Origin of the sequence: Streptomyces sp. NPDC048751, assembly GCF_043198595.1 — a bacterium.
GTDB lineage: Bacteria > Actinomycetota > Actinomycetes > Streptomycetales > Streptomycetaceae > Streptomyces.
In genome coordinates this window covers 191,705-217,395 of sequence record NZ_JBICUX010000010.1, presented here as the reverse complement: position 1 = coordinate 217,395, position 25,691 = coordinate 191,705, and the positions used below count along the sequence as shown (strand labels likewise).

The following is a 25,691-nucleotide window of genomic DNA, read 5'->3' as shown; positions in this document are numbered from 1 at the left end:
AAGTGACGGTCATATCCGCCCCGTACGAGATCAACGTCGACGACGTCTTCGTGGATCTGGAGCCCGTCTTCGACGTCCCTCTCTTCCTCAAATACGAGGGGATCAACCTCGCCGGCTCCGTCAAACTGAAGGCGGCACTCGGAATGGTGCTCGCCGCCGAGCGCGACGGCACCCTGACCCCGGGCGACGTGCTCGTGGAGTCCTCGTCCGGCAATCTCGGTGTGGCGCTCAGCATGATCGCCGCCCACCGGGGATACGGCTTCGTCTGCGTCACCGACTCGCGCTGCAATCCGGCGAGCCGTCGGCTCATGGAGTCCTTCGGCGCCCGCGTCCTGGTCATCTCCCGTCCCGACAAGGAACGCGGCCTGCTGGGCGCCCGGATCGACTACGTGCAGCGGCTGGTCGACTTCGACCCCAACTACGTCTGGCTCAACCAGTACGTGAACCCGCACAACTGGCTGTCCCACTACCGCTCCACCGGCCCCGCCGTGGCCGCCCAGTTCCCCGAGCTGGACGTGCTCTTCGTCGGCGCGGGAACCACCGGCACCCTGATGGGCTGCGCCCGCTACTTCAAGGAGCAGCGGCGGCCCGTGCGGATCGTTGCCGTCGACAGCGTGGGCTCCGTGACCTTCGGCGGCCCCGCCCGCACCCGGCACATCCCCGGCCTGGGCGCGGGCGTACGACCGCAGCTGCTCGACGACGGGCTCGTCGACGAGGTCGTGATGGTGCCCGAGAGGGACACCCTGGAGAGCTGCCACGCGCTGGCCCAGCGGGGCTTCCTGTTCGGCGGCTCCACCGGCACCGTCGTCAGCGGCGCGCTGCGCTGGCTGGCCGGGCGCCCCCGGGGAGAACGGCTCACAGCGGTCGCGCTCTCCCCGGACCAGGGCGACCGCTACCTCGACACGGTGTACGACCCCGAGTGGGTGGAGCGGCACTTCGGCGCCCCGCACACCTGGGACACGGCGGTCCCGGAGGCCTCGGCCGAACTGCCCCAACTGGTCACCAGCGCCGGCTGAGCCGACTCCGCCCGACCGCACGCCCTCACGAGCCCTTACGAGCCTTCACGAGCCCTCACAAGACAAGGAATCGCGTCGTGGACAAGCCAGTCGTACTGATCGCCGAGGAACTCTCTCCCGCCACCGTCGACGCCCTGGGACCGGACTTCGAGATCCGGCACTGCGCGGGCGCCGACCGCGCCGCGCTGCTCGACGCGCTGCCCGGGGCCGACGCGGTACTCGTACGCAGCGCCACCCGCATGGACGCGGAAGCCATCGAGGCGGCCACCCGGCTCAAGGTGATCGGCCGGGCCGGGGTCGGCCTGGACAACGTGGACGTGACCGCCGCGTCCCGGGCCGGCGTCATGGTGGTCAACGCCCCCACCTCCAACATCGTCAGCGCGGCCGAGCACACCGTCGGGCTGCTGCTCGCGGTGGCCAGGAACATCCCGCAGGCCGACGCGGCGCTCAAAGCCGGCCACTGGCAGCGCAGCCGCTTCACCGGCGTCGAGCTGGCCGACAAGACGCTCGGCATCATCGGACTGGGCCGCATCGGCTCCCTGGTGGCCCGCCGCATGGCGGCCTTCGGGATGAAACTGCTCGCGTACGACCCGTACGTCCAGGCCGGGTACGCCGAGCGGACGGGGGTGCGCGCGGTCGCGCTCGACACCCTCCTCGACGAGGCCGACTTCCTGACCGTCCATCTGCCGAGGACTCCGGAGACCGCGGGCCTGATCGGCTTCGACGCGCTGCACCGGGTCAAGCCCGGCGTACGGATCGTCAACGCGTCCCGCGGCGGGATCGTCGACGAGGCGGAGCTGTACGCGGCGCTGAAGGAGGGCCGCGTCGCGGGCGCGGCCATCGACGTGTTCGCCACCGAACCCTGCACCGGCTCCCCGCTGTTCGAGCTCGACAACGTGGTCGTCACCCCGCATCTGGGCGCGAGCACCGCCGAGGCACAGGAGCGGGCCGGCGTCTCGGTCGCCAGGTCGGTCCGCGAGGCGCTGTCCGGGCGGTTCGTGCCGGAGGCGGTCAACGTGCGGATGGGCGAGGTCGACGCCGAGCTCGACCCGTGGCTGCCCCTGGCCGAGCGCCTCGGCCGGCTGTTCACGGCGACCGCCGGGGGGCTGCCCGGGCAGTTGCGGGTGACCGTGTCCGGAGAGATCGCCCGCCATGACGTCGTGGCCCTCGAACTGGCCTCCCTCAAGGGCGTGTTGGGCCAGGTCGTCGACGGCGGTGTCAGCTATGTCAACGCCCCGCTGATCGCCCAGGAGCGCGGCCTGGGCGTCGAGGTGCACTCCGGCCCCGACAGCCCCGTCCACCGCAGTGTGGTCCGGGTCGACGGGACACTGCCGTCCGGTGAACCGGTCTCGGTGACCGGCACCCTGTCCGGGCTCCGCTCCGGCGCGCGGCTGGTGGAGATCTGCGGCTACGAGGTCGATGTCGAGCTCGACGGTGACCTGGCTTTCTTTCTCGCCCCCGACGCACCCGGAGTGATCGGCGCGGTCAGCGAGGTCCTAGGGCAGGCCGGGACCCCCGTGGAGTCCCTGCGGATCGTCCGGGGCGCCGGGGCGCGGGAGGCGGCCCTCGTCGCGGTCGGACTGGGCGGACGGGTCGCCCAGACGGTCCTCGACGACGCGTCCGCCGCGATCGACGCCACCCGTGGCTGGAGCCTGGAGCGGACGGGATGAGCACCTATGAATGGCTGATGGGCCAACTGGAGCGCAGGCAGGCGCGTTTCCGGCTCATCGACCACGCCCCGGAGGGCCGCACGGAACCCGCGAGCATCCTGCGCGACCACGCCCTCGCGCAGGCGGCCAAGTGCCTGGTGGTACGCGTCGCCACCGGCCGCCGCTCCCGGCGGTACGTCCTCGCGGTCGTGCCCGGCGACCGCAAGGTCGACCTCGACGAGCTCCGAGCCATGTACGCGGGAACGGAGGCGTCGTTCGCGGCACGTGACGTGGCCGAGCGGCTGGCGGGCAGCGTCAGCGGTTCGGTGGTGCCCTTCGCACGCCACCCCGAGCTCGACCTGGTGGTCGACCCGGACATGCTGGTCCACGACGAGATCTTCTTCAACGCGGCCCGACTCGACCGGTCGGTGGCCCTGGCCACGGACGACTATGTGGCGATGGCCCTGCCGCGCGTGGCGCCCATCGCCCGCCCCCCGCTCGCCCAGCACACGACATCCCGGAGGATGACAGGATGAGCACGAGCGTCGGCGCCCACGGCACCGTACCGTCAGCAGCCGTCGGCACCGACCGGTGGTTCCGCCGGTACCCGGCGACGGCACGCCCCCGCCGCAGGCTGCTCGTCCTGCCGCACGCGGGCGGTTCGGCCAGCTTCTTCCACTCCTGGGGCACCGCCTTCGACAGCCGCACCGAGGTACTGGTCGCGCGCTACCCAGGCCGGCACGACCGGCTGGCCGACCCCTGCATCGAGACCATGGAGGAGCTCGCGGACCAGGTGACCGCGGCGCTCCTGCCCTTCCTCGACGTACCGGTGACGCTCTTCGGGCACAGCATGGGGGCCTCCCTCGCCCACGAGGTGGCGCTGCGCCTGCACCGCCGGCACGGGGTCGCCCCGGCGGCGCTCCATGTGTCGAGCCGCAGGCCCCCGCACCTGCTGACTCCGCGAGAGCTGCACACACAGGGCGACGAAGCACTGATCGAGGAGGTCCGACGGCTCGGCGGCACCGACGAGTCGCTGCTCACCGACCCCGATCTCCGGGAGATCGTCCTGCCCGCGATCCGCGCCGACTTCACGATCGTCGGCACCTACGGCCCCCGCGACGCCGACCCGGTCGCCTGCCCCGTGTACGCGTACATCGGCGACCAGGACCCGGCCACCTCGACAGCGGAGATGGCGGACTGGCACGCCGTCGCGCCCGAGGGATTCCACCTGGACGTGCTGCCCGGCGGCCACTTCTACCTGGTCGACCAGCACGACGACCTGGTCAGCACGATCGCGGCCCGCCTGCTGCCCGAGCACTCGACGCGGGAGGCCCCGCCGTCGCGTGGGCCGGCGCACTGATCACGGGCGGCACCTTCACACCGACGGCCCAGGGAGCGGGCCCGGACACATGCGGCCGGGCGGGAGCTGTGGAAGCGTCATGAGCAACCGATCTCGTTCCCCGCTGCTCATGAAGGGCCGACGGTGGTTGCTGCGGTTGCCGAGAAGGGGGCTCGATTCGCGCTGTCCTGGGGGCAATTCAGCCTCGGCCAGTACCTGGGGCTGACCCTGATCGCGGTGGGGACGCTGGTCGGCGCCTGGCTGGGCCGCCGGTGGTCGCACCGCTCGACGATGATGCTCGGCGCCGCGTCCGGGGTGCTGCTGGCGGTGGCCGGTGCCGACATCGTGCCGCACGCCCTGCACGAAGCGGAGGAGCAGGGACTCGCGGGCTGGATCGTGCCGGTCGTCGCCGCCGCCTTCGCCCTCGTCTCGACCGGACACCTCCTGCGTAGACGGGGGGAGCCGGGGCGGCTTCTGGGCGCCGGAACGGCCGTCGCCCTCGTGCTGCACCGGCTGGTCGAGGGCATGACGGTGGCCCTGCTGGCCTCGGTTCCCGTGGTGGCGGCGCTGACCGTGCACTCCGTCAGCGAGGGGCTCGCGTTGACGGCGGTCCTCGACGCGCGTGGCCGAAGTCCCCTGGCGCCGTGGCTGATCGCCGTCTGCGTGAGCCCGCTCGTGGGCGGCTGGATCACCGCGGTGGCCCCCGTGCCGGGGTGGACGCACGTGCTGTTGCTCTCCGCCGTCGCGGGTGTGCTGCTGCGGAACGCCGCCACGGCTCTGGCACTGGCCCGGCGCCGACACCTGACCGGGGAACTGGCGGGGGCACCTGTACTGCTGGTGCTCGGGTCCGCTGCCGTCGTCACCACGGCCGCCGTGCTGGTCCTGCGCTGAACCCCGCCCGTTGAGTTGCGTGCCCGTCACCCGATGCGATGCTGGAGATGGTTGCCCCAGTCGGGGTACGCGCGGCATGTCCGTCATCCACCGCCGCGCCTTCCCGCCGCGCATGGTCACCCCGAGTGGCGCGCGGCAGCACCATCACCTCACCGGAAGGGCAGAGTCATGGCCCAAGCGGCTCGAGTGCGTCGTGACACGACGAAGATGACAGACACCTGGGACCCCCAGCTCCTCTGGTACGCCCGAGCGGTACGGCGGATGCAGAGCAAGCGGGAATCGGATCCGTCCAGCTGGCTCTGGCAGGCCAACATCCACGGCGAGAAGGCGGAAGCCCCCGGCCCCAACCCGGAATGGAACAACTGTCCGCACGGCGGCTGGTTCTTCCTGCCGTGGCACCGCGCCTACATCCTCTGCTTCGAGGAGATCGTGCGCGACGTCATCCAGAACGAGCTGGACGGACCCGACGACTGGGCGCTGCCGTACTGGAACTACACCCGGGTGACGAACGGCGACCCGGACAGCCCGGAATCCCTGGAATGCCGTCGCCTGCCGCGCGCGTTCCGCAGCCCGACCTGGCCCGACGACGACGGCGACAACCCGCTGTACCTGGCGGAGCCCGACCGCAGCCCGGGTGCCGCCCTGGGAGCACCCGTCGGGTGGACCGAGGTCAACCCGCACAAGGCCATGCAGGCACCGCGCTTCACCGGCGTGCCCCAGTTCGGCAGCGAGTACACCGGCAGCCATCTGGTCCACAGCAACGGGCAGTCCGGTCTGCTGGAGATGCAGCCGCACAACCTCCTCCACGGTTACGTGGGAGGGGTGATGTCACAGTTCTTCTCGCCCCGTGACCCCATCTTCTGGCTGCACCACGCCAACATCGACCGTCTCTGGGCCGCGTGGATCGCGAGCAACTCCGGGCACAAGAACCCGACGGACCAGGACTGGCTCGGATTCACCCACACCTTCCGCGACGCGCAGGGCAACAAGGTGGGGTTCACCTCCGAGAAACTGCAGTCCGAGGAGGCGCTCGGCTACGTCTACGAGTCGGTGACGGACGGAATCGGTCTGAAGCCGCCCGAGCGCCTGGTAGCCCTGGTGGCGGCCGGCGGCGACGGCGACGCCCCGGTGGAGCAGGTGGCGTCGACCTCGGGCCCGACCGACCTGGGCCCGGAGGCCCTCACCGTCCCGCTCAACCCTGAACCCAGCGCCCGCGCCGGGGCTCTGCCCGAGGCCGCCTCGCCGGACACCGAGGCCCGCGCCATCCTCACCGTGGACGGGGTACGCGCCGACGCGCCGCCCCAGACGAACTACCGCGTCTTCGTCGGCGCACGCCCTGACCACGAGGAGGACCTCGACCCGGAAGGCCCTTACTTCATCGGCCACCTGCACTTCTTCGGCGCGGTCGGGGCCAACACCGAGCATCACGGCGGTGAGGGGCTCACCTTCAAGTTCGACATCACCGAGCATCTGACCGAGCTGCGCCAGCTGGGCATCTGGAACGGCGAGGGCATTCCGTCCGTCGTCGTGACGCCGGCCCCGCTCGGCCCTCCGCCGCCCGGCGCCGAGGCGCAAGCGGCCTTCCGCGCGGCCGCCCCGACGCCACCGCCCGAGTCGCGTCCCCGCATCGGCAGCGTCTCCCTCACCACCACCTGACCGAGGCACGGAGGCCGGAATGGACACAGCAGACCTGACCGGGACCTATACCTACCGAAGCTTCCTCGACCTGCCCCAACCGGTTGACGACTTCAACCGACTTCGGTTCGCCCAGCTGGAGCTCAGGTTGTCGGTGGAGTCCGGCGGGGCGATCAGCGGGGCGCTGGTCTTCTCCGACGCACCCGACGACTTCCTCGCGATGGACATCACCGGGAAGGCCACGAACGGGTCCCTCGTGCACTTCACCCTGACCGGCAAAGGACAGCCGGACACGCCCATTTCGGACTTCCACTACGAGTACGACGGCATCATCCTGCCGCACTGGCCGGCGGGGGTGAACCAGCGGCAGACCCTGGCCGGGACCGTGCTGCGCGCGGCGGACCACGGCAGCGGTCCCGACCTGGCTCCGGCCGGCCAGACGGCCGGCTTCCTCGCGGTCAAGCGGGACGGCTGATCCCGCACGCGCTGCGCCGGTGGCGCAACTGCCGCCACCGGCGCAGAATAAGAGACATGGGACTCGCTAGGCCTGCGTGAACACGCGGCCCCCGGATCCGAGTCCCCGGCGCAGGGGACTCGTGACTCTCCTCAAACGGCCCTCTTCCAAGGAGGGACACCCATGCGCCCCGTCTGCGGCATCCTCCCGCCGTACATCCTCGAAAAGCTGGCCGAGGCGGAACATCCCGACATCCGCGAGGCCGCCCAGGACACACTCGCCGTGGGTGCCGACTTCCGGCAGAACCGGATCAACGCGCCGAGCCTGGCGGCACCGGCCGCGCCCACACAGTTCGTCCTGACGCGGACGATCTACGACACCAACCACAGCATGGCGTTGCCCGGCAACGAGATCAGGGCGGAAAGCGCCCCGCCCACACTGGACGGCACGGTCAACCGTGCCTACGACAGCCTCGGTCTCACCTTCACGTTCTTCCAGAACGTCTACGGGCGCCACTCCATCGACGACGCCAACCTGCCTCTGGACGCGACGGTCCACTATCGTCGCCGGTTCAACAACGCCCTCTGGGACAGCAGCCAAATGATCTTCGGAGACGGCGACGGTCTCGTATTCAACGACTTCACCCTCTCCCACGACATCATCGCCCACGAACTCTCGCACGGGGTCACGCAGTACACCGCCGGCCTCGTCTACCAGGACGAGTCCGGCGCTCTCAACGAGTCGGTCTCGGATGTCTTCGGCTCGCTCGTGAAGCAGTACGACCGGCACCAGACCGCCGATCAGGCCGACTGGCTGATCGGGGCGGGCCTGTTCACCCCTGCGGTGCGCGGCCAGGCCCTGCGGTCCATGAGGGACCCGGGTTCGGCGTTCGACGACCCGAAGATGGACGGCAAGGACCCCCAGCCGAAGCACATGACCGACTACGTCCACACCAGACTCGACAACGGCGGTGTGCACTACAACTCGGGCATCCCCAACCACGCCTTCTACCTGGCCGCGATCGCCATCGGCGGCTTCGCCTGGGAGAAGGCGGGACGCATCTGGTACGAGACGATGACCTCCGGGCAGCTCTCCCCGAACGCCACCTTCAAGGAGTTCGCGGAGGCCACGACGACCACCGCGAAGCGGCTCTACAACTCGGCGAGTGAGCTGGCCGCGGTGGAGAACGCGTGGCGTACGGTCGGCGTCCTGTGAGCCCCACGCCATGCGCCTACGGCTGATCAGGAGCGGGGGTCTGCTCGGCATGCCCCGCCGGGCCGACGTGGACACCTCCGACCGACCCGACGGGGCGGACCTGGAACAGCTCGCACACCAGGCCCTCACCGAGCCGCCCAACCGGCCCCCGGCCGGAACGGGCATGCCCGACGCCTACCACTACACCCTCACCGTGGACGACCAGCCCCCGATCGAGTTCACCGACCCCGGACTGACCGAGTGCCAACTCCAACTGGTCGAACGCCTCCTCGGCGAGGGCTTCTGAGCCAAACAGCTCATGACTTCGCCGACGAGGGCCTCTTGGCCTCTGCCTTCGAAGCGCGGAGTGAGGCGTTCTGGCTGCCTTCCTTTCTCATGCTTCCATGGTTCCGGAGGGTCAGCCGAGCTGGGTGAGGGCCGGGCTGCCGCCGATCGCCGTCGCGTCCGCCGGGGGGAGGGCCGTCGAGTACAGGCGGACGTCGCTGAGGCGGCCGGCGGCGTACTCGCCGTACGTGCCCTGGAAGAGTCGTCGGCCGAACTGGACAGGACCGGTGGCGTTCCAGTCGGTTCCGCTGTAGACCTTGGCGGCGGACAGGCGGCCATTGACGTACAGGAGCAGTCGGCCGGCTTCGGCGTCGTAGACACCGACGAGGTGGGTCCACTTGCCCGCCACGGCCTTGGCGCCGTAGGCCGCGGTGAAGGCCGTGCTGGTGGTGTCGTCGTTGTGGCGGCCGAAGGCCCAGACGCGGGCGCCGGAGGAGTAGTAGAGCTGGAAGCCGTTGGCGGCGCCGACTGACGGGGCATCGGACTGGGACATGAACGTCGAGTTGTCTCCTGAGAGGGAGTTCAGCTTGACCCAGGCGGAAACGGTGAAGCTGCCGCTGGTGTCCACACCGGGACCGGCGGTGGCGGCGTAGGCGGACGTGCCGTTCAGGCTCAGTGCTGCGCCGCGGTCGGTATCGGTGATCCATGCGGCCCCGCCGGTCAGCGCGGCGGGGGCGTTGCCCGTGGCGTCGGCCGCGGTGGTGCCGGTGCCGTCGGCGAGGCTCCAACGGTGTGCGGCGGTGTCGGTGACCGTGCCCAGGGAGACGGGGGCGGAGAAGGCGGCAGTGGTACCGGACGGGGTGGCGCCGGGGTACTCGGTGAGCTGCCCCGCGGTGTCGGTGGCGTACAGGTCGGGCTTGCCGTCCGGGCCTCCGGTGGCGCTGTTGACGTCGCCGGGGGAGGCGACGGTGGGGTATTCGTGGGCGCGCAGCACCATGGACAGGCCGGTGGCGGGGTGCGCGTTCCAGCCCGCGGCGGCGCTGCTCGTCCAGTTCTGGGCGGCGGATCCGTTGCAGGTGTAGAGGCGGACCTGGGTGCCGTTCGTGGTGCTCGCACCTGGGTCGTCCAGGCACTTCCCGGACTGCGGATTGACGAGGCTGCCGGCGCTGCCTGTGGTCCATTTCTGGGAGCCGGTGCCGTTGCATTGGTACAACTGGAGCAGGGTGCCGTTGTCCGTGCCGCCGCCCGTGACGTCCAGACACTTGCCGAGGACGCGCAGGGAGCCGTCGTCGTGCAGGGTCCACTGCTGGGCTGCGCTGTCGTTGCAGGTGTATATCTGAATCTTGGTGTGGTCGGCGGCGCGTGAACCGGCGTCGTCCAAGCAGATCGTGCCGCCCGAGGAGGTCTTCACCGCGGAGACCAGCCCCGTGTGGACCGGGGCGTGCAGCAGCTTGGGCAGGAGGGTGCCACCGTCGATGTCGATCGGGAACGTGTAGACGGTGCCCGAGGCGTCGTCGCGGGCCCACAGAGTGGGAGTGCCGCCGGTGACCTTGCCGTTGCCGTCGTCTGCCGAGAAGGCGCCGCCGACCCGGCCGGGCGCGATCAGGGTCAGCCCCGACCAGTCGCCGTCGCCGAGCAGGCGCGGGTGGCCCAGGTGGTTGACGCCGTACGTCTGGTACAGCCAGAGCTTGTCGTTCTCGACCGTGATCACGGCGGGGTGGTCGGCGTTTCCGTAGACGTCTCCGTCGACGACGAGTTGTGAGAGGTCCCAGGGCTTTGCCGGGTCGTAGCCCGCACCCGCGCAGCGGTCCCTCGGGACGATGTCCGTGGCCTCGCAGTCGTCCTTGGTCACCACGTCGTAGCGGCGGCCGACGAAGCCGGGGAAGGCGGAGTAGGGGGTGCGGGGGGAGGCGCCGTCGTCCTTCGGGTCGAGGTCGTTCTTCACCACGTACATCTGGTGGGTTTTGCGGTTGTACGCGAGCAGGTCGTCGTGGGTGTCGCCGTGCAGGTTGCCGCGGTGGGCGACCAGGTAGTCGCTCCAAGTGCCGGTGGGTGCTCCGGCGGCGGTCGAGACGATGACCGGGCCGGTGATCGCCGACGGGGTGCCGCTGACCGGCCCGTCCTGGGCGGGGGCGGGGGCCTGGGCGGGGTCGCGGTCGCCCGGGATCAGTTCGAGGTCTCCGGTGCTGGTGGTGGCGAGCAGATCAGGGCTGCCGTCGCCCGTGACGTCGCCCGGGGCAATCGACTCCGGCGACGACTCCACGCACGCAGCCTGGGGCCTGCCGGTGCTGCACCCGCGCTCCTCCGACCCCTGCCACACCGACGCCGACGGCAAGAAGTCCCGCTGCGACAAGCCCGAGGGCTGGCGCTGGAACCTGGACTTCGTCGTCTCGCCCACCGGCTTCGTGCAGCGCTACGACTACACGACCGAGACCGGCTACTACGACCTCGGCGGCGGCCAGGCCGCGGCGACCGACGACAAGGACGACACCGGCACCCTCGCCTCGTACACCCGCGGCGGCACGCTCACCGCAATCTCCTACGGCTACACGCTGGCCGACGAGCGGGCCGGCCGCACCCCGGCCGCGCAGGTGGTCTTCTCCTCCAAGCAGCGCTGCCAGACCACGTCCTCCTTCACCGACTGCTCCGCCGGGAACCTGGACGACAACACGGCCCCGCACTGGCCGGACGTCCCCTGGGACCTGCACTGCGACGCGACCGACAAGACCAAGCTGCCCGACGACGCCACCAAGGTGCCCACCGACGTGTGCATCGTGTCGTCGCCGACCTTCTGGTCCACCACCCGCCTCGACGGCATCACCACCAAGGTGCACGTCAAGGACGGCGACACCGACAAGCTGCTCCCGGTCGACTCCTACGCCCTCGGGCAGGTGTACTCGGACGCGGGCGGCACAGTCGACCCGGTCACCGGCACCACCGTCGACCCGAAGGACGCGGGCTCCCTCCGGCCGTGATGTGGCTCCAGTCCATCCGCCACACCGGCAGGGACACCTACGGCAACGGCAACAGCGACCTGGCCCTCAACCAGGTCTCCTTCACCGGCACCGAGATCGACAACCGGGTGAACGACGAATCGCCGTCCGCCCCTCCGCTGTACCGGCCTCGCATCTCCAACATCCAGACGGAGACAGGCGAGTCGATCACGGTCGAGTACAACCAGACCCCGTGCGCGGGCAAGACGCTCGACTTCAAGCAGGCCGACGCCAACACCAATTCCTGCTACCCCGTGTACTGGACAGTCCCGGGTGCCTCCAAGCCGATCGCCGACTGGTTCAACAAGGTCACCGTCCACAGCGTCACCGCGGCCGACCTGACGATCGCCGCGCAGTACAACCCGGACGCTTCCAAGATCCCTGCCGGCTCCGAGGCCCACACCTACACCTACGCCTACTCGGGTCCCGCCTGGCACCGCGACGACTCCGACCTCACGGACGACCAGTACCGCACCTGGGATCAGTTCCGCGGCTTCCGGACCGTCACCGTGCGGACCGGAAAGGCGCCCGAGCCGGTCACCCAGCAGACCACCACCTACCTCCAGGGCATGGACGGCGACTACAAAGCAGACGGCAGTCGCCGCTCGGTCAGCGTGGACGCCACGGTCGGCGGCAAGAACGTCGAATCCGTCACCGACGCCGACCAACTGGCGGGAGCCGCCCTTCAGGCGGACACCTACACCGTCTCCGGCGGAACGGTGAACGCCTCCACCGTCAACGGCCCGTTCACCTTTACCACCACCGCGCACACCGACCGCACCTCGTGGACCGCCTGGACCCAGGAGGACCACCCGGGTGAGACCAAGCCGGACAAGGCCACCCTGCCCGACCTCACCGCCCGCAGGGTCAGTTCGACCCAGACGCACGGCTACGCCCGGCTCGCCGACGGCACCTGGCGGCACACCCGCACCGACACGGCGTACGACGACGAGGGCCGCGTGCAGTCGGTGGACGCGCACGGCGACGTCTCCGTGGCCGCGCAGGAGAAGTGCAGCACCACCGACTACGCGAAGCCGCCGTCTTCGGCCGGCAACAGCATGCTGCTCGCCTATCCGGACCGGATCACCGAGGTCTCCGGGCCCTGCGGCACGAAGGCCGACGCTGACACCCTGCTCTCCGACAAGAAGATCTACTATGACGGCGACGGCTCCGTCACCGCCCTCGGCTCCTACGGCACGGTCACCCACCCGCACGTCACCGCTACCCAGGTCGCCACCGCCGTCGCCGACGACGGCACCGAGACCTGGCGTACCACCAGCGGCATCGCCTACGACGATGCGGGCCGCGTCACCGACGCCCTCGACACCACCGGCAAGGGCACGCACACCGACTACCTGCCCAAGTGGAGCAGCACGGGCGGCAACACCAACCCCACCAGCATCGTCTCCACCAATCAGAAGCAGTGGAAGGTCACTTCCACGCTCGATGCGCTGCGCGGCCTGCCCCTGCGCAATGTGGACGCGAATGACCGCGTCACCGACATCACGTATGACGCCCTCGGCCGCCGCACCGCGGTCTGGCTGCCTGGACGCGACAAGGCGACCCAGAGCGCGGACCTGACGTTCGCGTACTCCGTCAACCACGGAGCGGTCCCAGCACCCGGCGGCACCATCACCCAGCCCGGCGACCCGACCTCGGTCACTACCCGCACCCTGCGCGAGGACGGCACGTACGCGACGTCGATCAGCATCTACGACGGGATGCTCCAGCCCCGGCAGGTCCAGACGACCGCCGATGGCGACACGGACTCGGGCCGGATCATCTCCGACACGTTCTACGACTCCCACGGCTGGCCGAGCGCCTCTTACGCCCCGTACTCGGAGCCGGACCACGGTCCGTCCGCCACCCTGTACGCGGCCAACGAGAACGAGATCCCGGCCGAGACCACCACGACGTACGACGGCCAGGGCCGCGCCACCGCGAGCACCCTGTGGCACCAAGCCGTCAAGCAGTGGAGCAGCACCAGGGCCTACCCGGGCGCCGACGAGACGGACGCCACCCCACCGGCGGGCGGATCGTCTACGGCCGTCTTCACCAACGCCCTCGGTCAGACCGTGAAGTCGGTGGTGAGGAACACGGGCGCCACGGTCACGCTCAAAGGCGGCAGCATCATCCCGTCCGGCACCTCGCTGACCTCCAGCAGTGTGCGGCTGACCATGCAGGCCGACGGCAACCTGGTGCTGACCGCCCTGGCGAGCGGCAAGACCGTCTGGTCCAGCGGGACGAGCGGGAACGCGGGAGCCTACGCCCAGTTCGGCACCGATGGCAACCTCGCCGTGTACACCGCTGCGGGCGCCTCCAAGTGGAGCACCGGCCTGACCGCCACCACCGGCGCCACCCTCCAGGTACGGGCCGACTCCACGCTCGCGGTGGTCGCGAGCGACGGCAAGGCCGTGCCGTGGAAGCAGGGCACCGCGGGTGCGATCCCGCCCGCCGACGCCACCACCCGCTACACGTACACCCCCGCCGGACGGATCGACACGGTCAAGGACAGCGCGGGCAACACCTGGTCGTACACCTACGACCTTCTCGGCGAGCCCACGGCCCAGACCGACCCCAACACCGGTACGGCCTCTTTCGACAAGTACGACGTCCTCGGCAACCTGCTCCAGGCCACCGACGCGCGCGGCCAGGTGATGTCGTACGCCTACGACTGGGACAACCGGCCCACGGCAAGTTACGCGGGGCCCTGGTCGGCGACGCCCGACCCAACCAAGCAGCAGACCGCCCGCGTCTACGACACGCTCGCCAAGGGCTACCCGACGTCCTCCACCCGGTACGTGGGCGGGGCGAGCGGCAAGGCGTACACCGAGGCGGTCACCGGCTACAACACGGCTTACCAGCCGCTGGGTTCGACGCTGACGATGCCCGCAGCCGACGGTTTCCCGGGCAAGGCCGGCAAGGACAGCGGCACGATCACCTACACCCGGACGTCCACCTATACCCCCAACGTCGGCCTGTTGGCGACGACCCAGTACCAGGCGGACGGCGGCCTGCCGGCCGAGCGCATCGGCTTCGGCTACACGGTGCAGGGCGAACTGGACGGTTTCGGCGGGGACATCAGCCCCGCCAACACACCGTCGTATCTGGACGGCACGGTCCACGACCCCTTCGGCCGGGTGCTCCAGGCCAATTACGGCCCCACCGGCAAGGAACTCGCGACCTTCGCCCAGTACGACGCGACGACCGGCCGCACCACACAGACGTCCAGCATGCTGCAGACCTCGACGACAGCCCTGGACGTCGTCAACTACCGCTACGACCGGACCGGTCAGCTCACGGCGGCGGACGACCTTCAGAACAACACCACGCACGACACGCAGTGTTTCTCCTACGACTCCTTCCAACGGCTGACCGCCGCCTGGACGGACACCGCAGGGATCAGCGGTTCCGGAACCGCGCCGGTGGGTGCTGTCGGCGGATGTGCGACGGCGTCCGTGCAGACCAGCGCGGCCCCCGTGAAGACGAAGACGGTCGGGGGCCCGGCGCCGTACTGGCAGACGTACACCTACGACCTGCTGGGCGACCGCACGGGCACGGTCGACCACGACACCACCGGAAACGCCCTCGCCGACACCACCCAGGCGACGACGTACCCGGGTGTCGACGGTACGACCCCGGCGGCGCGTCCGGACCAGGCGGGCGCGACCACGACCACCAACCCCGGCACGGGTACGGCGACGCAGACGCCGTCGTACACGGACGCGACGAGCGGCAAGAACGCGGGCAACACGGTCAGCCGCGCGACGAGGACGACGGGCCCGATCACCACCGGCTTCACGCTCTCCGGCGGCGGCAAACTATGCCTGGAGGAGACCGGTTCGGGCGCCAAGGTCGAGGTCAGCGGATGTAGTTCCGCCGTTGCCCAGAATTGGACGATAGGCACCGACGGCACGGTCAAGGCGGGCGGGTTCTGCCTGGACACGGCCTCCAACGCGACGACCTCCGGCACGGGCGTCATCGCCGATACCTGCTCGACCGACGCCACCCAGAAGTGGCGGGTGACGTCGACCGGCACCCTGGTCAACGCCGCCAAGAGCACCCTGTGCCTGACCGACCCGGGCGCCAGCGCGACGAAGGGCACCCAACTGACCGCCGCCACGTGCGGCGGCAAGGGCCAGACCTGGTCCACGATCACGACGGGTGCGTTGCCGGCGGGCCAGACACAGACGTTCACCTACGACGCGGAGGGCCGCACGGCGACGGTGTCGACGCCGTCCGGCACGACGACCCGCACAAGCAAGTACCTGTACGACGCCGACGGCAACTTGCTGGAGCAGACCGCATCGGTCGGTGGAGCGGACAAGACGCGGATCCTGTACCTCTTCGGCGGCGCGGAGCAGCTGACGCTGGATGTGGCGACGAAGACGTGCACGGCGTTGCGGTACTACGCGGGCCCGGACGGCACGCGGATCACCCGCTCCAGCGCCGGCGACGTCACGTACCAGGTGGCCACGTCCCAGGGCACGGCGACCACGGCGGTGGATGCCTCAACTCTGGCCGTCACCCGTCGCTACTACGACCCGTACGGGAACCCGCGCGGTACTGAGCCGTCGACGTGGGTGGCGCCGGACGAGAACCACGGCTTCCTGGGCAAGCCCAGTGACTCGGTCACGGGCCTGGACCTGCTGGGCGCACGCAACTACGACCCGACGCTGGGCCGCTTCCTCACCCCCGACCCGCTCTTCGAGGCGGGCGACCCCAACCAGATGGGTGGCTACAGCTACGCCGGCGACAACCCGGCGACGCGGTCCGACCCGTCGGGGCTGTGCCCCAAGGACATCTGCGACGGGTACGGACAGCACACCGGGACGACACCGACCACCACGTCCGGCGGCGGCACAGGGGGCGGCGGCAGTGGAGGGTCGCCGAGTCCGTCGCCGGGGCCTGCTCCCACCGACACCTCCAGCGGTGGCTCGGGTTCGTCGTCCTCCATGGTGCCGGCCGCGCAGTCCCTGCCGCACGCGAACCTCAACGAGAAGATCGATCCGCACGGCGTCACCGCGGTGCTGGATTCCATCCTCACGGCGCCGTTCCATATGGCGAACTGCACGTTCTGGCTCTCTGGCAGCGGTGCCGGCCACGACCAGTCCTGCGAGATCGCAGGTGGTGTCGTCTCGGGTGGCGGACTGGAGGGCGGTGTCGCCGGAGCCGCGGGGCGCGGGTTGGCCGGTGACCTCGAAGGCGCGGCCGAGGGAGCCGTCGAAGGCGACGCGGCCGCGGCGGCCGGCGCGGGCGCCAGGGCGGTCGAGGAAGCAGCGGCCGACGCAGCGGATCTGGTTGCCATCAAGCGGGCGAACGCTCAGGTGCGAGCGGAGGCAGCGGATGGGGCGTCGGCCGCGCCGAGTTCACCGGCGGTCGGTGCCTCTGGGACCAGGCCGTCGGCCCGGGACTCACGGCCGCCGGTGCGGAACGGCGACGTGGGAACCAAGGCACATCAAGTGTCAACGGTCACCAAGACCAAGGCGCCCAGGGGAACGCCCATTGAGGACGGCCTCGCCGGTGCGCGCAATCTCCGCGATCGGCTGGCGAGCCGTACGCTGTTCCCCAATAGGAACGCGATCCCCGTAAACAGGCATGTGCTGAAGAAGACGTGGACCGCGGGCTACAACGCGGAGACGGGCGAGATCGCGGCTGCGTCTTCCGGGTGTGGCTACTGTGCGGAAGGAAACGTCATCAACGCCTTGGGCGGCGACGCCAACCGGGTAATGCTGACACGGGCCCTCTACTGGAATCCGAGGGTAGGCGGCTGGGACGAGAAGGAAATCTGTGCGAACTGCCAGACCTTCCTCACCCCCGACGACGTCGAGCCCGGGGCCTGGTACGAACACCCAGGGCCGTGGGATGAAAGGTGATCACCGTGGCACGTAAACTCAACTGCAAAATATCAACACCCGCAGTCCCCGGAGAGCCGGTGTGAGTATCAGACCGTCGTTGATTCAGGCCGAACGGGTCCCTTGGGCTTCCCTGCGGTGCGGCTGTGGCAAGACGGGCACGCATCTGCCCGAGATCTTTGCCAGGCTGCTGGAGGCTGGGACACCGGATGAGATCGCGGAGGCGACGCTTGAGGGGCACATCAACATCCAGTCACTTCTGTTCGAGGTGGCAGTGCCGGTGACGGCGATGATTGTCGCGGCCCTGCAGGAGGACCTCTCCGAGCCTGTGCGCTTGGAATTGCTCGATCATCTGCTCACCTGCGTGGCGGGGGAGTCCCACTGGACCGAGGTTGAGGCAGGTTCGCCCGAGATCGAGATCGACTGCCAGATCGCGGCGCGGGAGGGTATCTGGACGCTCTATCAGGAATACGCCACCGGCCACGCGATGCTGGCCCGCTACATCCTCGAAGGAGTGGACAACGATTCGGAGCGTTTCGCGTACTTCGACGCCAAACTGATCGGCCGTATCGAGAAGCAGGCGAAGCGTCACGGGCCGACTGGGTTCTGAGGCCGGTGCCGGTAGCGGAAGCTTTTGGCAGGTGAGTCTCGCTCGTGCAGAATTGGAAAGGCATGACTGGAATGCGATCCCGTGCGGGTGCGGTCAGTCTGCTCTGCATCTGCTCGACACCCTGGAGTCCACCATCGGGGGGAATTCCGCCGGGGCCGTCCGGAGCCTGGATGACCACGTGTTCGTCCAGTCCATTTTGATGCCCCCGGCGCCCGCGGTCTGCGCGGTGGTCATGGCGCATCTGGCCGACGGCATGGCCCTGCCGCAGGAGAAGGAGATCCTGAGGCTGCTCCTCGGGTTCGTCGCGGGCGAGGTGGACGGCGACTCGCCAAGGGGTACGCAGATGATGTCCTGGACACCGTCGAGTGGGACTTGGCACGGCTGCGGCACTACCGGACCCGGTGAGGGCACAGTGCTCAGCACTCGATGATGTTCACCGCCAGCCCACCCCGCGCCGTCTCCTTGTACTTCACGCTCATGTCTGCCCCCGTGTCCTTCATGGTCTTGATGACCTTGTCGAGGGACACCTTGTGGGAGCCGTCGCCCCGCATCGCCATGCGGGCGGCCGTGACCGCCTTGACCGCGGCCATGCCGTTGCGCTCGATGCAGGGGATCTGGACGAGGCCGCCGACGGGGTCGCAGGTGAGGCCGAGGTTGTGCTCCATGCCGATCTCGGCCGCGTTCTCGACCTGTTCCGGGGAGCCGCCGAGGACCTCCGCCAGTGCGCCCGCCGCCATCGAGCAGGCCGAGCCGACCTCGCCCTGGCAGCCGACCTCGGCGCCGGAGATGGAGGCGTTCTCCTTGAACAGCATGCCGATCGCGCCCGCGGCGAGCAGGAAGCGGACCACGCCCTCCTCGTCGGCGCCCGGCACGAAGTTGACGTAGTAGTGCAGGACCGCGGGGATGATGCCGGCCGCGCCGTTGGTGGGGGCGGTCACCACCCGGCCCCCGGCCGCGTTCTCCTCGTTCACCGCCATCGCGTAGAGCGTGATCCACTCCATGGCCAGGGCCAGCGGGTCACCCTCGGAGCGCAGCTTGCGCGCGGTGTTCGCGGCCCGGCGGCGTACCTTCAGACCGCCCGGCAGGATGCCCTCGCGGGACATGCCGCGCGAGACGCACTCCCGCATCACCCGCCAGATCTCCAGCAGACCCGCGCGGATCTCGTCCTCGGTGCGCCAGGCGCGCTCGTTCTCCAGCATCAGCGCGGAGATCGACAGGCCCGTCTCCTTCGTCAGGCGCAGCAGCTCGTCGCCCGTGCGGAAGGGGTACTTGAGGACCGTGTCGTCGAGCTTGATGCGGTCCGCGCCGACCGCGTCCTCGTCGACGACGAACCCGCCGCCCACCGAGTAGTAGGTCTTGGACAGCAGCTCGGCGCCGGACGCGTCGTACGCCCACAGCGTCATGCCGTTCGCGTGGTACGGCAGGGCCTTGCGGCGGTGCAGGACCATGTCGTCGTCGAAGGAGAACGGGATCTCGTGGTCGCCGAGGAGGCGGAGGCGCCCGGAGGCCTTGATCTCCTCCACTCGCTCGTCCGCCGTCTCGACGTCCACCGTGCGCGGTGAGTCGCCCTCCAGGCCGAGCAGCACCGCCTTCGGGGTGCCGTGGCCGTGGCCGGTGGCGCCCAGCGAGCCGTACAGCTCGGAGCGTACGGAGGCGACGGAGTCCAGCAGGCCCTCGTTGCGCAGCCGGCGGGCGAACAGGCCCGCCGCGCGCATCGGGCCCACCGTGTGGGAGCTGGACGGGCCGATGCCGATCGAGAACAGGTCGAAGACCGAGATGGCCACGGTGACTCCTCAATACAGGGGTGGTGCGAGGGGGTGGGGCACCCGGCACTCAGGTCGGGTGCCCCGCCGGCACGTGATTACTTGTTCAGGCCCGGGTACAGCGGGTGCTTGTCGGCCAGGGCCTTCACCCTCGCCTTCAGACCCTCCGCGTCGAACGACGGCTTCAGCGTCTCGGCGATGACGTCCGCGACCTCGGCGAAGTCTTCGGCCGTGAAGCCGCGGGTGGCCAGCGCGGGCGTACCGATCCGCAGACCCGACGTCACCATCGGCGGACGCGGGTCGTTCGGGACCGCGTTGCGGTTGACGGTGATGCCGACCTCGTGGAGACGGTCCTCGGCCTGCTGGCCGTCCAGCTCGGACTCCCGCAGGTCCACCAGGATCAGGTGCACGTCCGTGCCACCGGACAGCACGTTGACCCCGGCCTCCCGGGCGTCGGCTGACGTCAGCCGCTCGGCGAGGATCCGCGCGCCCTCCACCGTACGCCGCTGGCGCTCCTTGAAGTCCTCCGAGGCGGCGACCTTGAAGGAGACCGCCTTCGCCGCGATCACGTGCTCCAGGGGACCGCCCTGGAAGCCCGGGAAGACGGACGAGTTCAGCTTCTTCGCGAAGTCCTTCTTCGCCAGGATGATGCCGCCGCGCGGGCCGCCCAGCGTCTTGTGGGTCGTGGAGGTGACCACGTCCGCGTGCTCGACGGGGTTCGGGTGCAGGCCCGCCGCGACCAGACCGGCGAAGTGCGCCATGTCGACCCACAGGTACGCCTCGACCTCGTCGGCGATCCGGCGGAACTCCGCGAAGTCCAGCTGCCGCGGGTACGCCGACCAGCCCGCGATGATCACCTTCGGGCGGTGCTCCTTGGCGAGCCGCTCGACCTCGGCCATGTCGACCAGACCGGCGTCGTCCACGTGGTACGCGACCACGTTGAACTGCTTGCCGGAGAAGTTCAGCCGCATCCCGTGGGTCAGGTGGCCGCCGTGCGCCAGGTCCAGGCCCAGAATCGTGTCGCCGGGCTGGGCCAGCGCGAACAGGGCGGCCTGGTTGGCGGAGGCGCCCGAGTGCGGCTGCACGTTGGCGTACTCGGCGCCGAACAGCTCCTTGACCCGGTCGATCGCGATCTGCTCGGCGACGTCGACGTGCTCACAACCGCCGTAGTAACGGCGGCCCGGGTACCCCTCGGCGTACTTGTTGGTCAGGACCGAGCCCTGCGCCTCCATGACCGCGAGCGGAGCGAAGTTCTCCGAGGCGATCATCTCGAGCGTGGACTGCTGGCGGTTCAGCTCGGCGTCGACCGCGGCGGCCACGTCCGGGTCGAGCTCGTGCAGGGGCGTGTTCAGAACAGACATGGGGCTTGAGGCTCCTCAGCCGGCGGAGTGGGCGGCGTACTCGTCGGCGGTGAGCAGGTCGGAGGGCTCCTCCGAGACCCGCACCTTGAACAGCCAGCCACCCTCGAAGGGGGCTGAGTTCACCAGCGACGGGTCGTTCACCACGTCCTCGTTGATCTCGGTGACCTCGCCGGAGACCGGGGAGTACAGGTCGCTGACGGACTTGGTGGACTCCAGTTCGCCACAGGTCTCGCCCGCGGCGACCGTGGAGCCGACGTCCGGGAGCTGGGCGTAGACGACGTCACCGAGCGCGTTGGCCGCGAACTCCGTGATGCCGACCGTCGCGACGCCGTCCTCGGCGGCCGACAGCCACTCGTGCTCCTTGCTGTAGCGCAGCTGCTGGGGGTTGCTCATGGCCTGAATTCTCCTGTACGCGGGGGAGTGCTGGTGAATGAGTGACTGCTGAAACCGCTGATGAGCAGCGAAATGTGCGCGGGGTCACGCCGGGAGGCGAGGCGCCGCGCCCAGTGTCTACTTCTGGCGCTTGTAGAAGGGCAGCGCCACGACCTCGTACGGCTCGTGAGTGCCCCGGATGTCGACGCCGACGCCCTTCGTGCCCGGCTCCGCGTGCGCCGCGTCGACGTACGCCATGGCGATGGGCCTGCCCAGCGTGGGGGAGGGGGCGCCGGAGGTGACCTCGCCGACCACCTCGCCGCCCGCGACGACGGCGTACCCGGCGCGCGGGACGCGACGGCCCTCGGCGACCAGGCCGACGAGGACGCGCGGCGGGTTCTCCTGGGCCCGCGAGGCCGCCGCGGACAGCGCCTCGCGGCCCACGAAGTCGCCCTCCTTCTCGAACTTCACCACCCGGCCGAGCCCGGCGTCGAAGGGCGTCAGGGAGGTGCTCAGCTCGTGCCCGTACAGCGGCATGCCCGCCTCCAGGCGCAGCGTGTCCCGGCAGGACAGACCGCAGGGGACCAGTCCGACGCCCTCGCCCGCCTTGGTCAGCGCCTGCCACAGCTCGACGGCATGCTCCGGCTTCACGAACAGCTCGAAGCCGTCCTCACCGGTGTAGCCGGTGCGCGCGATCAGCGCCGGGACACCGGCGACCGTCCCGGGCAGGCCCGCGTAGTACTTCAGCCCGTCGAGGTCGGCGTCGGTGACGGAGGCGAGGATGCCGGGCGACTCGGGGCCCTGCACGGCGATCAGCGCGTACGCGTCGCGGTCGTCGCGCACCTCGGCGTCGAACCCGGCGGACCGCTCGGTGAGCGCGTCCAGCACCACCTGGGCGTTGGAGGCGTTGGCGACGACCAGGTACACGGTCTCTTCGAGCCGGTAGACGATCAGGTCGTCGAGGATGCCGCCGTCGGCCCGGCAGATCATCGTGTAGCGGGCCCGGCCCACCTTGACGCCCCCGATGTTGCCCACCAGGGCGTGGTCGAGGAGCGCGGCCGCCTGCGGCCCGGCCACGGTGATCTCGCCCATGTGGGAGAGGTCGAACAGGCCGGCCCGGGTGCGCACCGCGAGGTGCTCGTCGCGCTCGGAGCCGTAGCGCAGGGGCATGTCCCAGCCGGCGAAGTCGGTCATCGTCGCGCCGAGCCCGCGATGCACGGCATCGAGCGCGGTACGGCGGGGTTCGGTACTGCTCATCGGTCGGTCGTCTCCCATGGCATGACAGGACGGGCGAGGGCGTTCCTCCCCATCTGTCATCGGAACCTGAGAGGTTCGCCATGACCGCACAGGGGTCCTGGCTTGCACCTTGGGTGGAGCCACTGCGACAGCGGCCCGCTTTTCAGATGTGCCTCGCCCGCGCGGTAACGGGGCCTGAGAGATTCAAGGGAGGGACTTGCTCCTTCGGCGCCCCAGCGACAGCTGCTGCTGGGAACTCTCCCGCGCGGATTCAAACGGCCGGTATGCAGTTGGCGGCCTCATCATTGCACGCCCGCACCCCCGCGCGGCAGGCCGCATCTGTAACCGGCTTGTGGCAGGAAGCGAACGAAATGACGAGGCACCTCGTATTACCTTCTCTTTACACTCGGCGGGGAGGGACAGTCGTGAACCACTCCAGGGGAGGACGATCACGGTGAACAGGACCACCGCGTACGCGACCGGCTCGGCCGTCGCGCTGCCCGCACAGCCGGTCGCCCCGGCCCGGGAGGCGTACGGCCCGCAGCCCGTCGTCCGCGACCTGCGCGAGCGCGCGGGCCACAGCCCCCACGCCCTGCTCTTCGGCCCCCGCGACGTGGTCGTGGTCACCGGTCTGCCCGGCAGCGGCAAGTCCACCCTGATGCGGCGCGCGGTGAAGGGCGTCGGCATCGACTCCCAGGACACCCGCGACCGCTGGGACGCCCGCATGCCCCGCCTCCTGCCCTACGCCGTCTACCGCCCCCTCGTCCGCCTCGCCCACTACGCCGGACTGCGCCGCGCCCTGCGCTCCGGCGCGGGCGTCGTCGTGCACGACTGCGGTACGCAGGCCTGGGTGCGCCGCTGGCTGGCCCGCGAGGCCCACCGCCGGGGCGGCACCCTGCACCTGCTCCTTCTCGACGTCACCGCGGACACCGCCCTGGCCGGCCAGCGCGAACGCGGCCGGGGCGTCTCCCGGTACGCGTTCCTGCGCCACCGCACGGCCGCCGCCCACCTGCTGCGCTCCGTGGAGCGGGGCGAACTGCCCCAGGGCTGCGGCTCGGCGGTGCTGATCGACCGGGCCGCGGCGGACACCCTGCGCCGCATCGGCTTCACGGGCTGAGCCGGCCCCGTCGGCCGAGTCTGGTCACGGGCCGAGCACGACGGGGAACGGGGCGGCCGGTACCCGATAGCCTTTCCGCCACAGCAGTGGTTCCCGGCAGACGGTTGAGAGAGATGGACTTCCCGGCGGATTTTCCCGCGGACTTCCCGGCACAGGCACACCCCCACTCGCACGGCGGCTGGCCAGGCAACGAACTGGAGGAGGTGCTCTCCGCCTCCCTCGGCGTGCCGGGCGCCGGCGGCCGGATCGTCGAGGTCCTCGGCCGTAGCTTCGTCTGGGTGCCGCTGCCCAACGGCGGCGGCCCGCACAGCGGCCCGCTGGACCTGCCCACCCTGGAGATCGAGGGCCAGGCCTATGTGCCCGTCTTCAGCTCCGAGGAGCAGTTCCGCCAGGTGGTCGGCTCCCACATGTCGTTCACGATCGCCCCGGCCGTCGAGTTCGCCCGGGGCCTGCCCCCGCAGGTCGGCATCATGGTCAACCCGGACGGCCTGGTCGGCGTCCCGCTGCCGCCGCCGGCCGTGGCCGAGCTGTGCCGCTCCGGCCGCACCCCGCTGGACGACCCCACGAGCGGCGGCCGCGTCCGCCTCTTCGAGCCCGACTGGCAGGACGACCCGATCGACTTCCTCGCCGCCGCCTCCACGGAGTTCGCCGCCACCGGCGTCGTCAGCACCGCCCGCCGCTGCCTCGCCACCATCGAAACGGCCGACCCGGTCATGTTCGTCGGCGTGGAACTCTCCCACCTGGAGGGCGACCTCCGAGTCCTCCCCCTCGACGCCCTCGGCCGAGCCCTCGGCCAGGCCCCCACCCCCTGGCCGGTCAACCTGGTCCTGCTGGACGTGGCCCAGGGCGACCCGGTGGCGGAGTGGATGCGAGAGAAGGTCCGCCCCTTCTACATACGGGACCTGTAGCGACCTCCAGGGGCGCGGGGCTGTATCGATATGCGGCTCCGTCGCGTGGGCGCGACAACCCCCACGACCCGCACCCGCCACCGTTCGACCACTCCCACCTGCTGGCGCGGCTCTTGCCGGTCGGTCCACCTAAGCTGGTTTCATACACGAGGCCCACTCAACTCACGAAGGGCGGTAAAGGTGAGCGCGAGCGGCACCGCCGCGACCGGACAGGTCGAGCACATGCTGCGCCAGGTGACGCCCGGGCGTTACGACGCCTACGAGGCACTCCTGCGCGCGCTCGCCACCCCCTCCTCCGGCCAGGTCTGGATGCTGCTGTGGCACGGCCAGGCCGGCTCCCCCGACGCCCAGTACGGGAACATGGAGGTCGACGGCCACGGCTACGCCCCCTGCGTCACCTCCGCCCAGGAACTCTCCGCGAGCGGCTGGAATCGGTCGTACGAGGTGGTCGACGGCCTGGACGTGGCCCGCACCCTCTACCCGGACCACTACGGCCTCTGGCTGAACCCGCACGCCCCGGGCGGCGGCGTCGGCATCCCCTGGCTAGACCTGCGGCGGATCGCGACCGGCCTGGACCGCCAGCCGGCCGGACCCCTGCGGCTGTCCGAACCCGGTATCGAGATCCCGCAGTTCTACGCCCTCCTCGCGCAGAACGCCCACCGCACCCCGGCCGTCCGCTCGTTGCGCCGCGCCTGGGTCCAACCGGCGCTCGGCGCGCCGTATCTCGCCATCGGTCTCGACGTGTACGAGACCTCGCCGACCGCCGTCGACTCGGTGCGGGCGATGATGCAGCAGTCGATAGGGGCGGTACCGGACGGGCTGCCGGTGTCGACCGTCGCCATGACCGACGAGTACGACCCGGTGGTGATGTGGCTGCGCGGCCAGGCGCGCCCCTTCTACGACCGCGAGGCCCACGCGGCCCCCGCGCCGGCTCCTGCGGGTGGGTACGGGTATCCGCCGGCGTCCGGAAGATACTGACCGTCGACGGTGCTCCGGCATCGCCGAAATGGTAG

At 70.3% G+C, this 25,691-nt stretch carries 21 protein-coding genes and 1 riboswitch; of the genes, 16 read left to right on the top strand and 5 right to left on the bottom strand.

The window, feature by feature from the left end:
- The first annotated feature begins 2 nt into the window (after positions 1 to 2).
- The 9 genes from sbnA to ACGFNV_RS30535 all read left to right on the top strand — a co-directional run bounded on the left by sbnA (position 3) and on the right by ACGFNV_RS30535 (position 8,485).
- Positions 3 to 1,016 carry a 2,3-diaminopropionate biosynthesis protein SbnA gene (sbnA, locus tag ACGFNV_RS30575; protein WP_393626730.1) on the top strand — a complete coding sequence of 338 codons (1,014 nt, stop codon included), beginning with the start codon at positions 3 to 5 and terminating at the stop codon, positions 1,014 to 1,016.
- Between the two features lie 77 nt (positions 1,017 to 1,093).
- Complete coding sequence (serA, locus tag ACGFNV_RS30570; RefSeq protein ID WP_393626728.1) at positions 1,094 to 2,686, top strand: phosphoglycerate dehydrogenase; 1,593 nt, start codon at positions 1,094 to 1,096, stop codon at positions 2,684 to 2,686.
- Positions 2,683 to 3,201, top strand: a complete 519-nt coding sequence (locus ACGFNV_RS30565) for a YbaK/EbsC family protein (RefSeq protein ID WP_393626726.1) — start codon at positions 2,683 to 2,685, stop codon at positions 3,199 to 3,201. The genes serA and ACGFNV_RS30565 overlap by 4 nt, the downstream gene beginning before the upstream one ends.
- Positions 3,198 to 4,025: a thioesterase II family protein gene (locus tag ACGFNV_RS30560; protein WP_393626724.1), complete on the top strand. Its 828-nt coding sequence runs from the start codon at positions 3,198 to 3,200 to the stop codon at positions 4,023 to 4,025. Before ACGFNV_RS30565 ends, ACGFNV_RS30560 begins: the two co-directional genes overlap by 4 nt.
- A gap of 123 nt (positions 4,026 to 4,148) precedes the next feature.
- Positions 4,149 to 4,895 (top strand): hypothetical protein, encoded by a 747-nt coding sequence (locus ACGFNV_RS30555; protein WP_393626722.1) that lies wholly within the window; start codon positions 4,149 to 4,151, stop codon positions 4,893 to 4,895.
- Between the two features lie 207 nt (positions 4,896 to 5,102).
- Positions 5,103 to 6,551 carry a tyrosinase family protein gene (locus tag ACGFNV_RS30550; protein ID WP_393626720.1) on the top strand — a complete coding sequence of 483 codons (1,449 nt, stop codon included), beginning with the start codon at positions 5,103 to 5,105 and terminating at the stop codon, positions 6,549 to 6,551.
- Between the two features lie 19 nt (positions 6,552 to 6,570).
- On the top strand, positions 6,571 to 7,005 hold the full coding sequence (locus ACGFNV_RS30545; protein ID WP_393626718.1) for a hypothetical protein: 435 nt from the start codon (positions 6,571 to 6,573) through the stop codon (positions 7,003 to 7,005).
- A gap of 162 nt (positions 7,006 to 7,167) precedes the next feature.
- A complete protein-coding gene (locus ACGFNV_RS30540) occupies positions 7,168 to 8,199 on the top strand; it encodes a M4 family metallopeptidase (RefSeq protein WP_393626716.1) in 1,032 nt (343 codons plus the stop codon).
- Positions 8,200 to 8,209: 10 nt separating this feature from the next.
- Complete coding sequence (locus ACGFNV_RS30535; RefSeq protein ID WP_393626714.1) at positions 8,210 to 8,485, top strand: protealysin inhibitor emfourin; 276 nt, start codon at positions 8,210 to 8,212, stop codon at positions 8,483 to 8,485.
- A 111-nt stretch (positions 8,486 to 8,596) separates the two neighbouring features.
- On the opposite strand, the gene ACGFNV_RS30530 is transcribed toward ACGFNV_RS30535, so the two are convergent.
- A complete protein-coding gene (locus ACGFNV_RS30530; RefSeq protein WP_393626712.1) occupies positions 8,597 to 10,726 on the bottom strand; it encodes a ricin-type beta-trefoil lectin domain protein in 2,130 nt (709 codons plus the stop codon).
- Between ACGFNV_RS30530 and ACGFNV_RS30525 the strand changes: the two genes are divergently transcribed.
- The 4 genes from ACGFNV_RS30525 (at position 10,686) to ACGFNV_RS30510 (ending at position 18,351) form a co-directional block, all read left to right on the top strand.
- Positions 10,686 to 11,438 (top strand): hypothetical protein, encoded by a 753-nt coding sequence (locus tag ACGFNV_RS30525; RefSeq protein WP_393626710.1) that lies wholly within the window; start codon positions 10,686 to 10,688, stop codon positions 11,436 to 11,438. The two genes, ACGFNV_RS30530 and ACGFNV_RS30525, sit on opposite strands and share 41 nt — an antisense overlap.
- Entirely contained in the window at positions 11,438 to 17,332 is a 5,895-nt protein-coding gene (locus ACGFNV_RS30520) for an RHS repeat-associated core domain-containing protein (RefSeq protein WP_393626902.1), read from the top strand. Before ACGFNV_RS30525 ends, ACGFNV_RS30520 begins: the two co-directional genes overlap by 1 nt.
- Positions 17,333 to 17,393: 61 nt before the next feature.
- Positions 17,394 to 17,921, top strand: coding sequence for a hypothetical protein (locus ACGFNV_RS30515; RefSeq protein WP_393626709.1), 528 nt, complete (start codon positions 17,394 to 17,396; stop codon positions 17,919 to 17,921).
- Between the two features lie 199 nt (positions 17,922 to 18,120).
- Positions 18,121 to 18,351 carry a hypothetical protein gene (locus ACGFNV_RS30510; protein WP_393626707.1) on the top strand — a complete coding sequence of 77 codons (231 nt, stop codon included), beginning with the start codon at positions 18,121 to 18,123 and terminating at the stop codon, positions 18,349 to 18,351.
- On the opposite strand, the gene ACGFNV_RS30505 is transcribed toward ACGFNV_RS30510, so the two are convergent.
- From ACGFNV_RS30505 to gcvT, 4 genes are all read right to left on the bottom strand, one after another.
- Positions 18,338 to 19,705 carry an L-serine ammonia-lyase gene (locus ACGFNV_RS30505; protein ID WP_393626705.1) on the bottom strand — a complete coding sequence of 456 codons (1,368 nt, stop codon included), beginning with the start codon at positions 19,703 to 19,705 and terminating at the stop codon, positions 18,338 to 18,340. The genes ACGFNV_RS30510 and ACGFNV_RS30505 overlap by 14 nt on opposite strands.
- Before the next feature lie 77 nt (positions 19,706 to 19,782).
- Complete coding sequence (glyA, locus tag ACGFNV_RS30500) at positions 19,783 to 21,045, bottom strand: serine hydroxymethyltransferase (RefSeq protein WP_393626703.1); 1,263 nt, start codon at positions 21,043 to 21,045, stop codon at positions 19,783 to 19,785.
- 15 nt (positions 21,046 to 21,060) lie between these two features.
- A complete protein-coding gene (gene gcvH, locus ACGFNV_RS30495; RefSeq protein WP_037677742.1) occupies positions 21,061 to 21,438 on the bottom strand; it encodes a glycine cleavage system protein GcvH in 378 nt (125 codons plus the stop codon).
- Positions 21,439 to 21,555: 117 nt separating this feature from the next.
- Positions 21,556 to 22,674 carry a glycine cleavage system aminomethyltransferase GcvT gene (gene gcvT / locus ACGFNV_RS30490; protein ID WP_393626701.1) on the bottom strand — a complete coding sequence of 373 codons (1,119 nt, stop codon included), beginning with the start codon at positions 22,672 to 22,674 and terminating at the stop codon, positions 21,556 to 21,558.
- Between the two features lie 152 nt (positions 22,675 to 22,826).
- Positions 22,827 to 22,927, bottom strand: a riboswitch (glycine riboswitch).
- Between the two features lie 180 nt (positions 22,928 to 23,107).
- Here gcvT and ACGFNV_RS30485 point away from each other — a divergent pair.
- The 3 genes from ACGFNV_RS30485 (at position 23,108) to ACGFNV_RS30475 (ending at position 25,656) form a co-directional block, all read left to right on the top strand.
- Positions 23,108 to 23,770: an AAA family ATPase gene (locus ACGFNV_RS30485; protein ID WP_393626699.1), complete on the top strand. Its 663-nt coding sequence runs from the start codon at positions 23,108 to 23,110 to the stop codon at positions 23,768 to 23,770.
- A gap of 113 nt (positions 23,771 to 23,883) precedes the next feature.
- Positions 23,884 to 24,678, top strand: a complete 795-nt coding sequence (locus ACGFNV_RS30480; RefSeq protein WP_393626697.1) for an enhanced serine sensitivity protein SseB — start codon at positions 23,884 to 23,886, stop codon at positions 24,676 to 24,678.
- Between the two features lie 180 nt (positions 24,679 to 24,858).
- On the top strand, positions 24,859 to 25,656 hold the full coding sequence (locus ACGFNV_RS30475; protein WP_133930127.1) for an enhanced serine sensitivity protein SseB C-terminal domain-containing protein: 798 nt from the start codon (positions 24,859 to 24,861) through the stop codon (positions 25,654 to 25,656).
- Positions 25,657 to 25,691 lie beyond the last annotated feature (35 nt).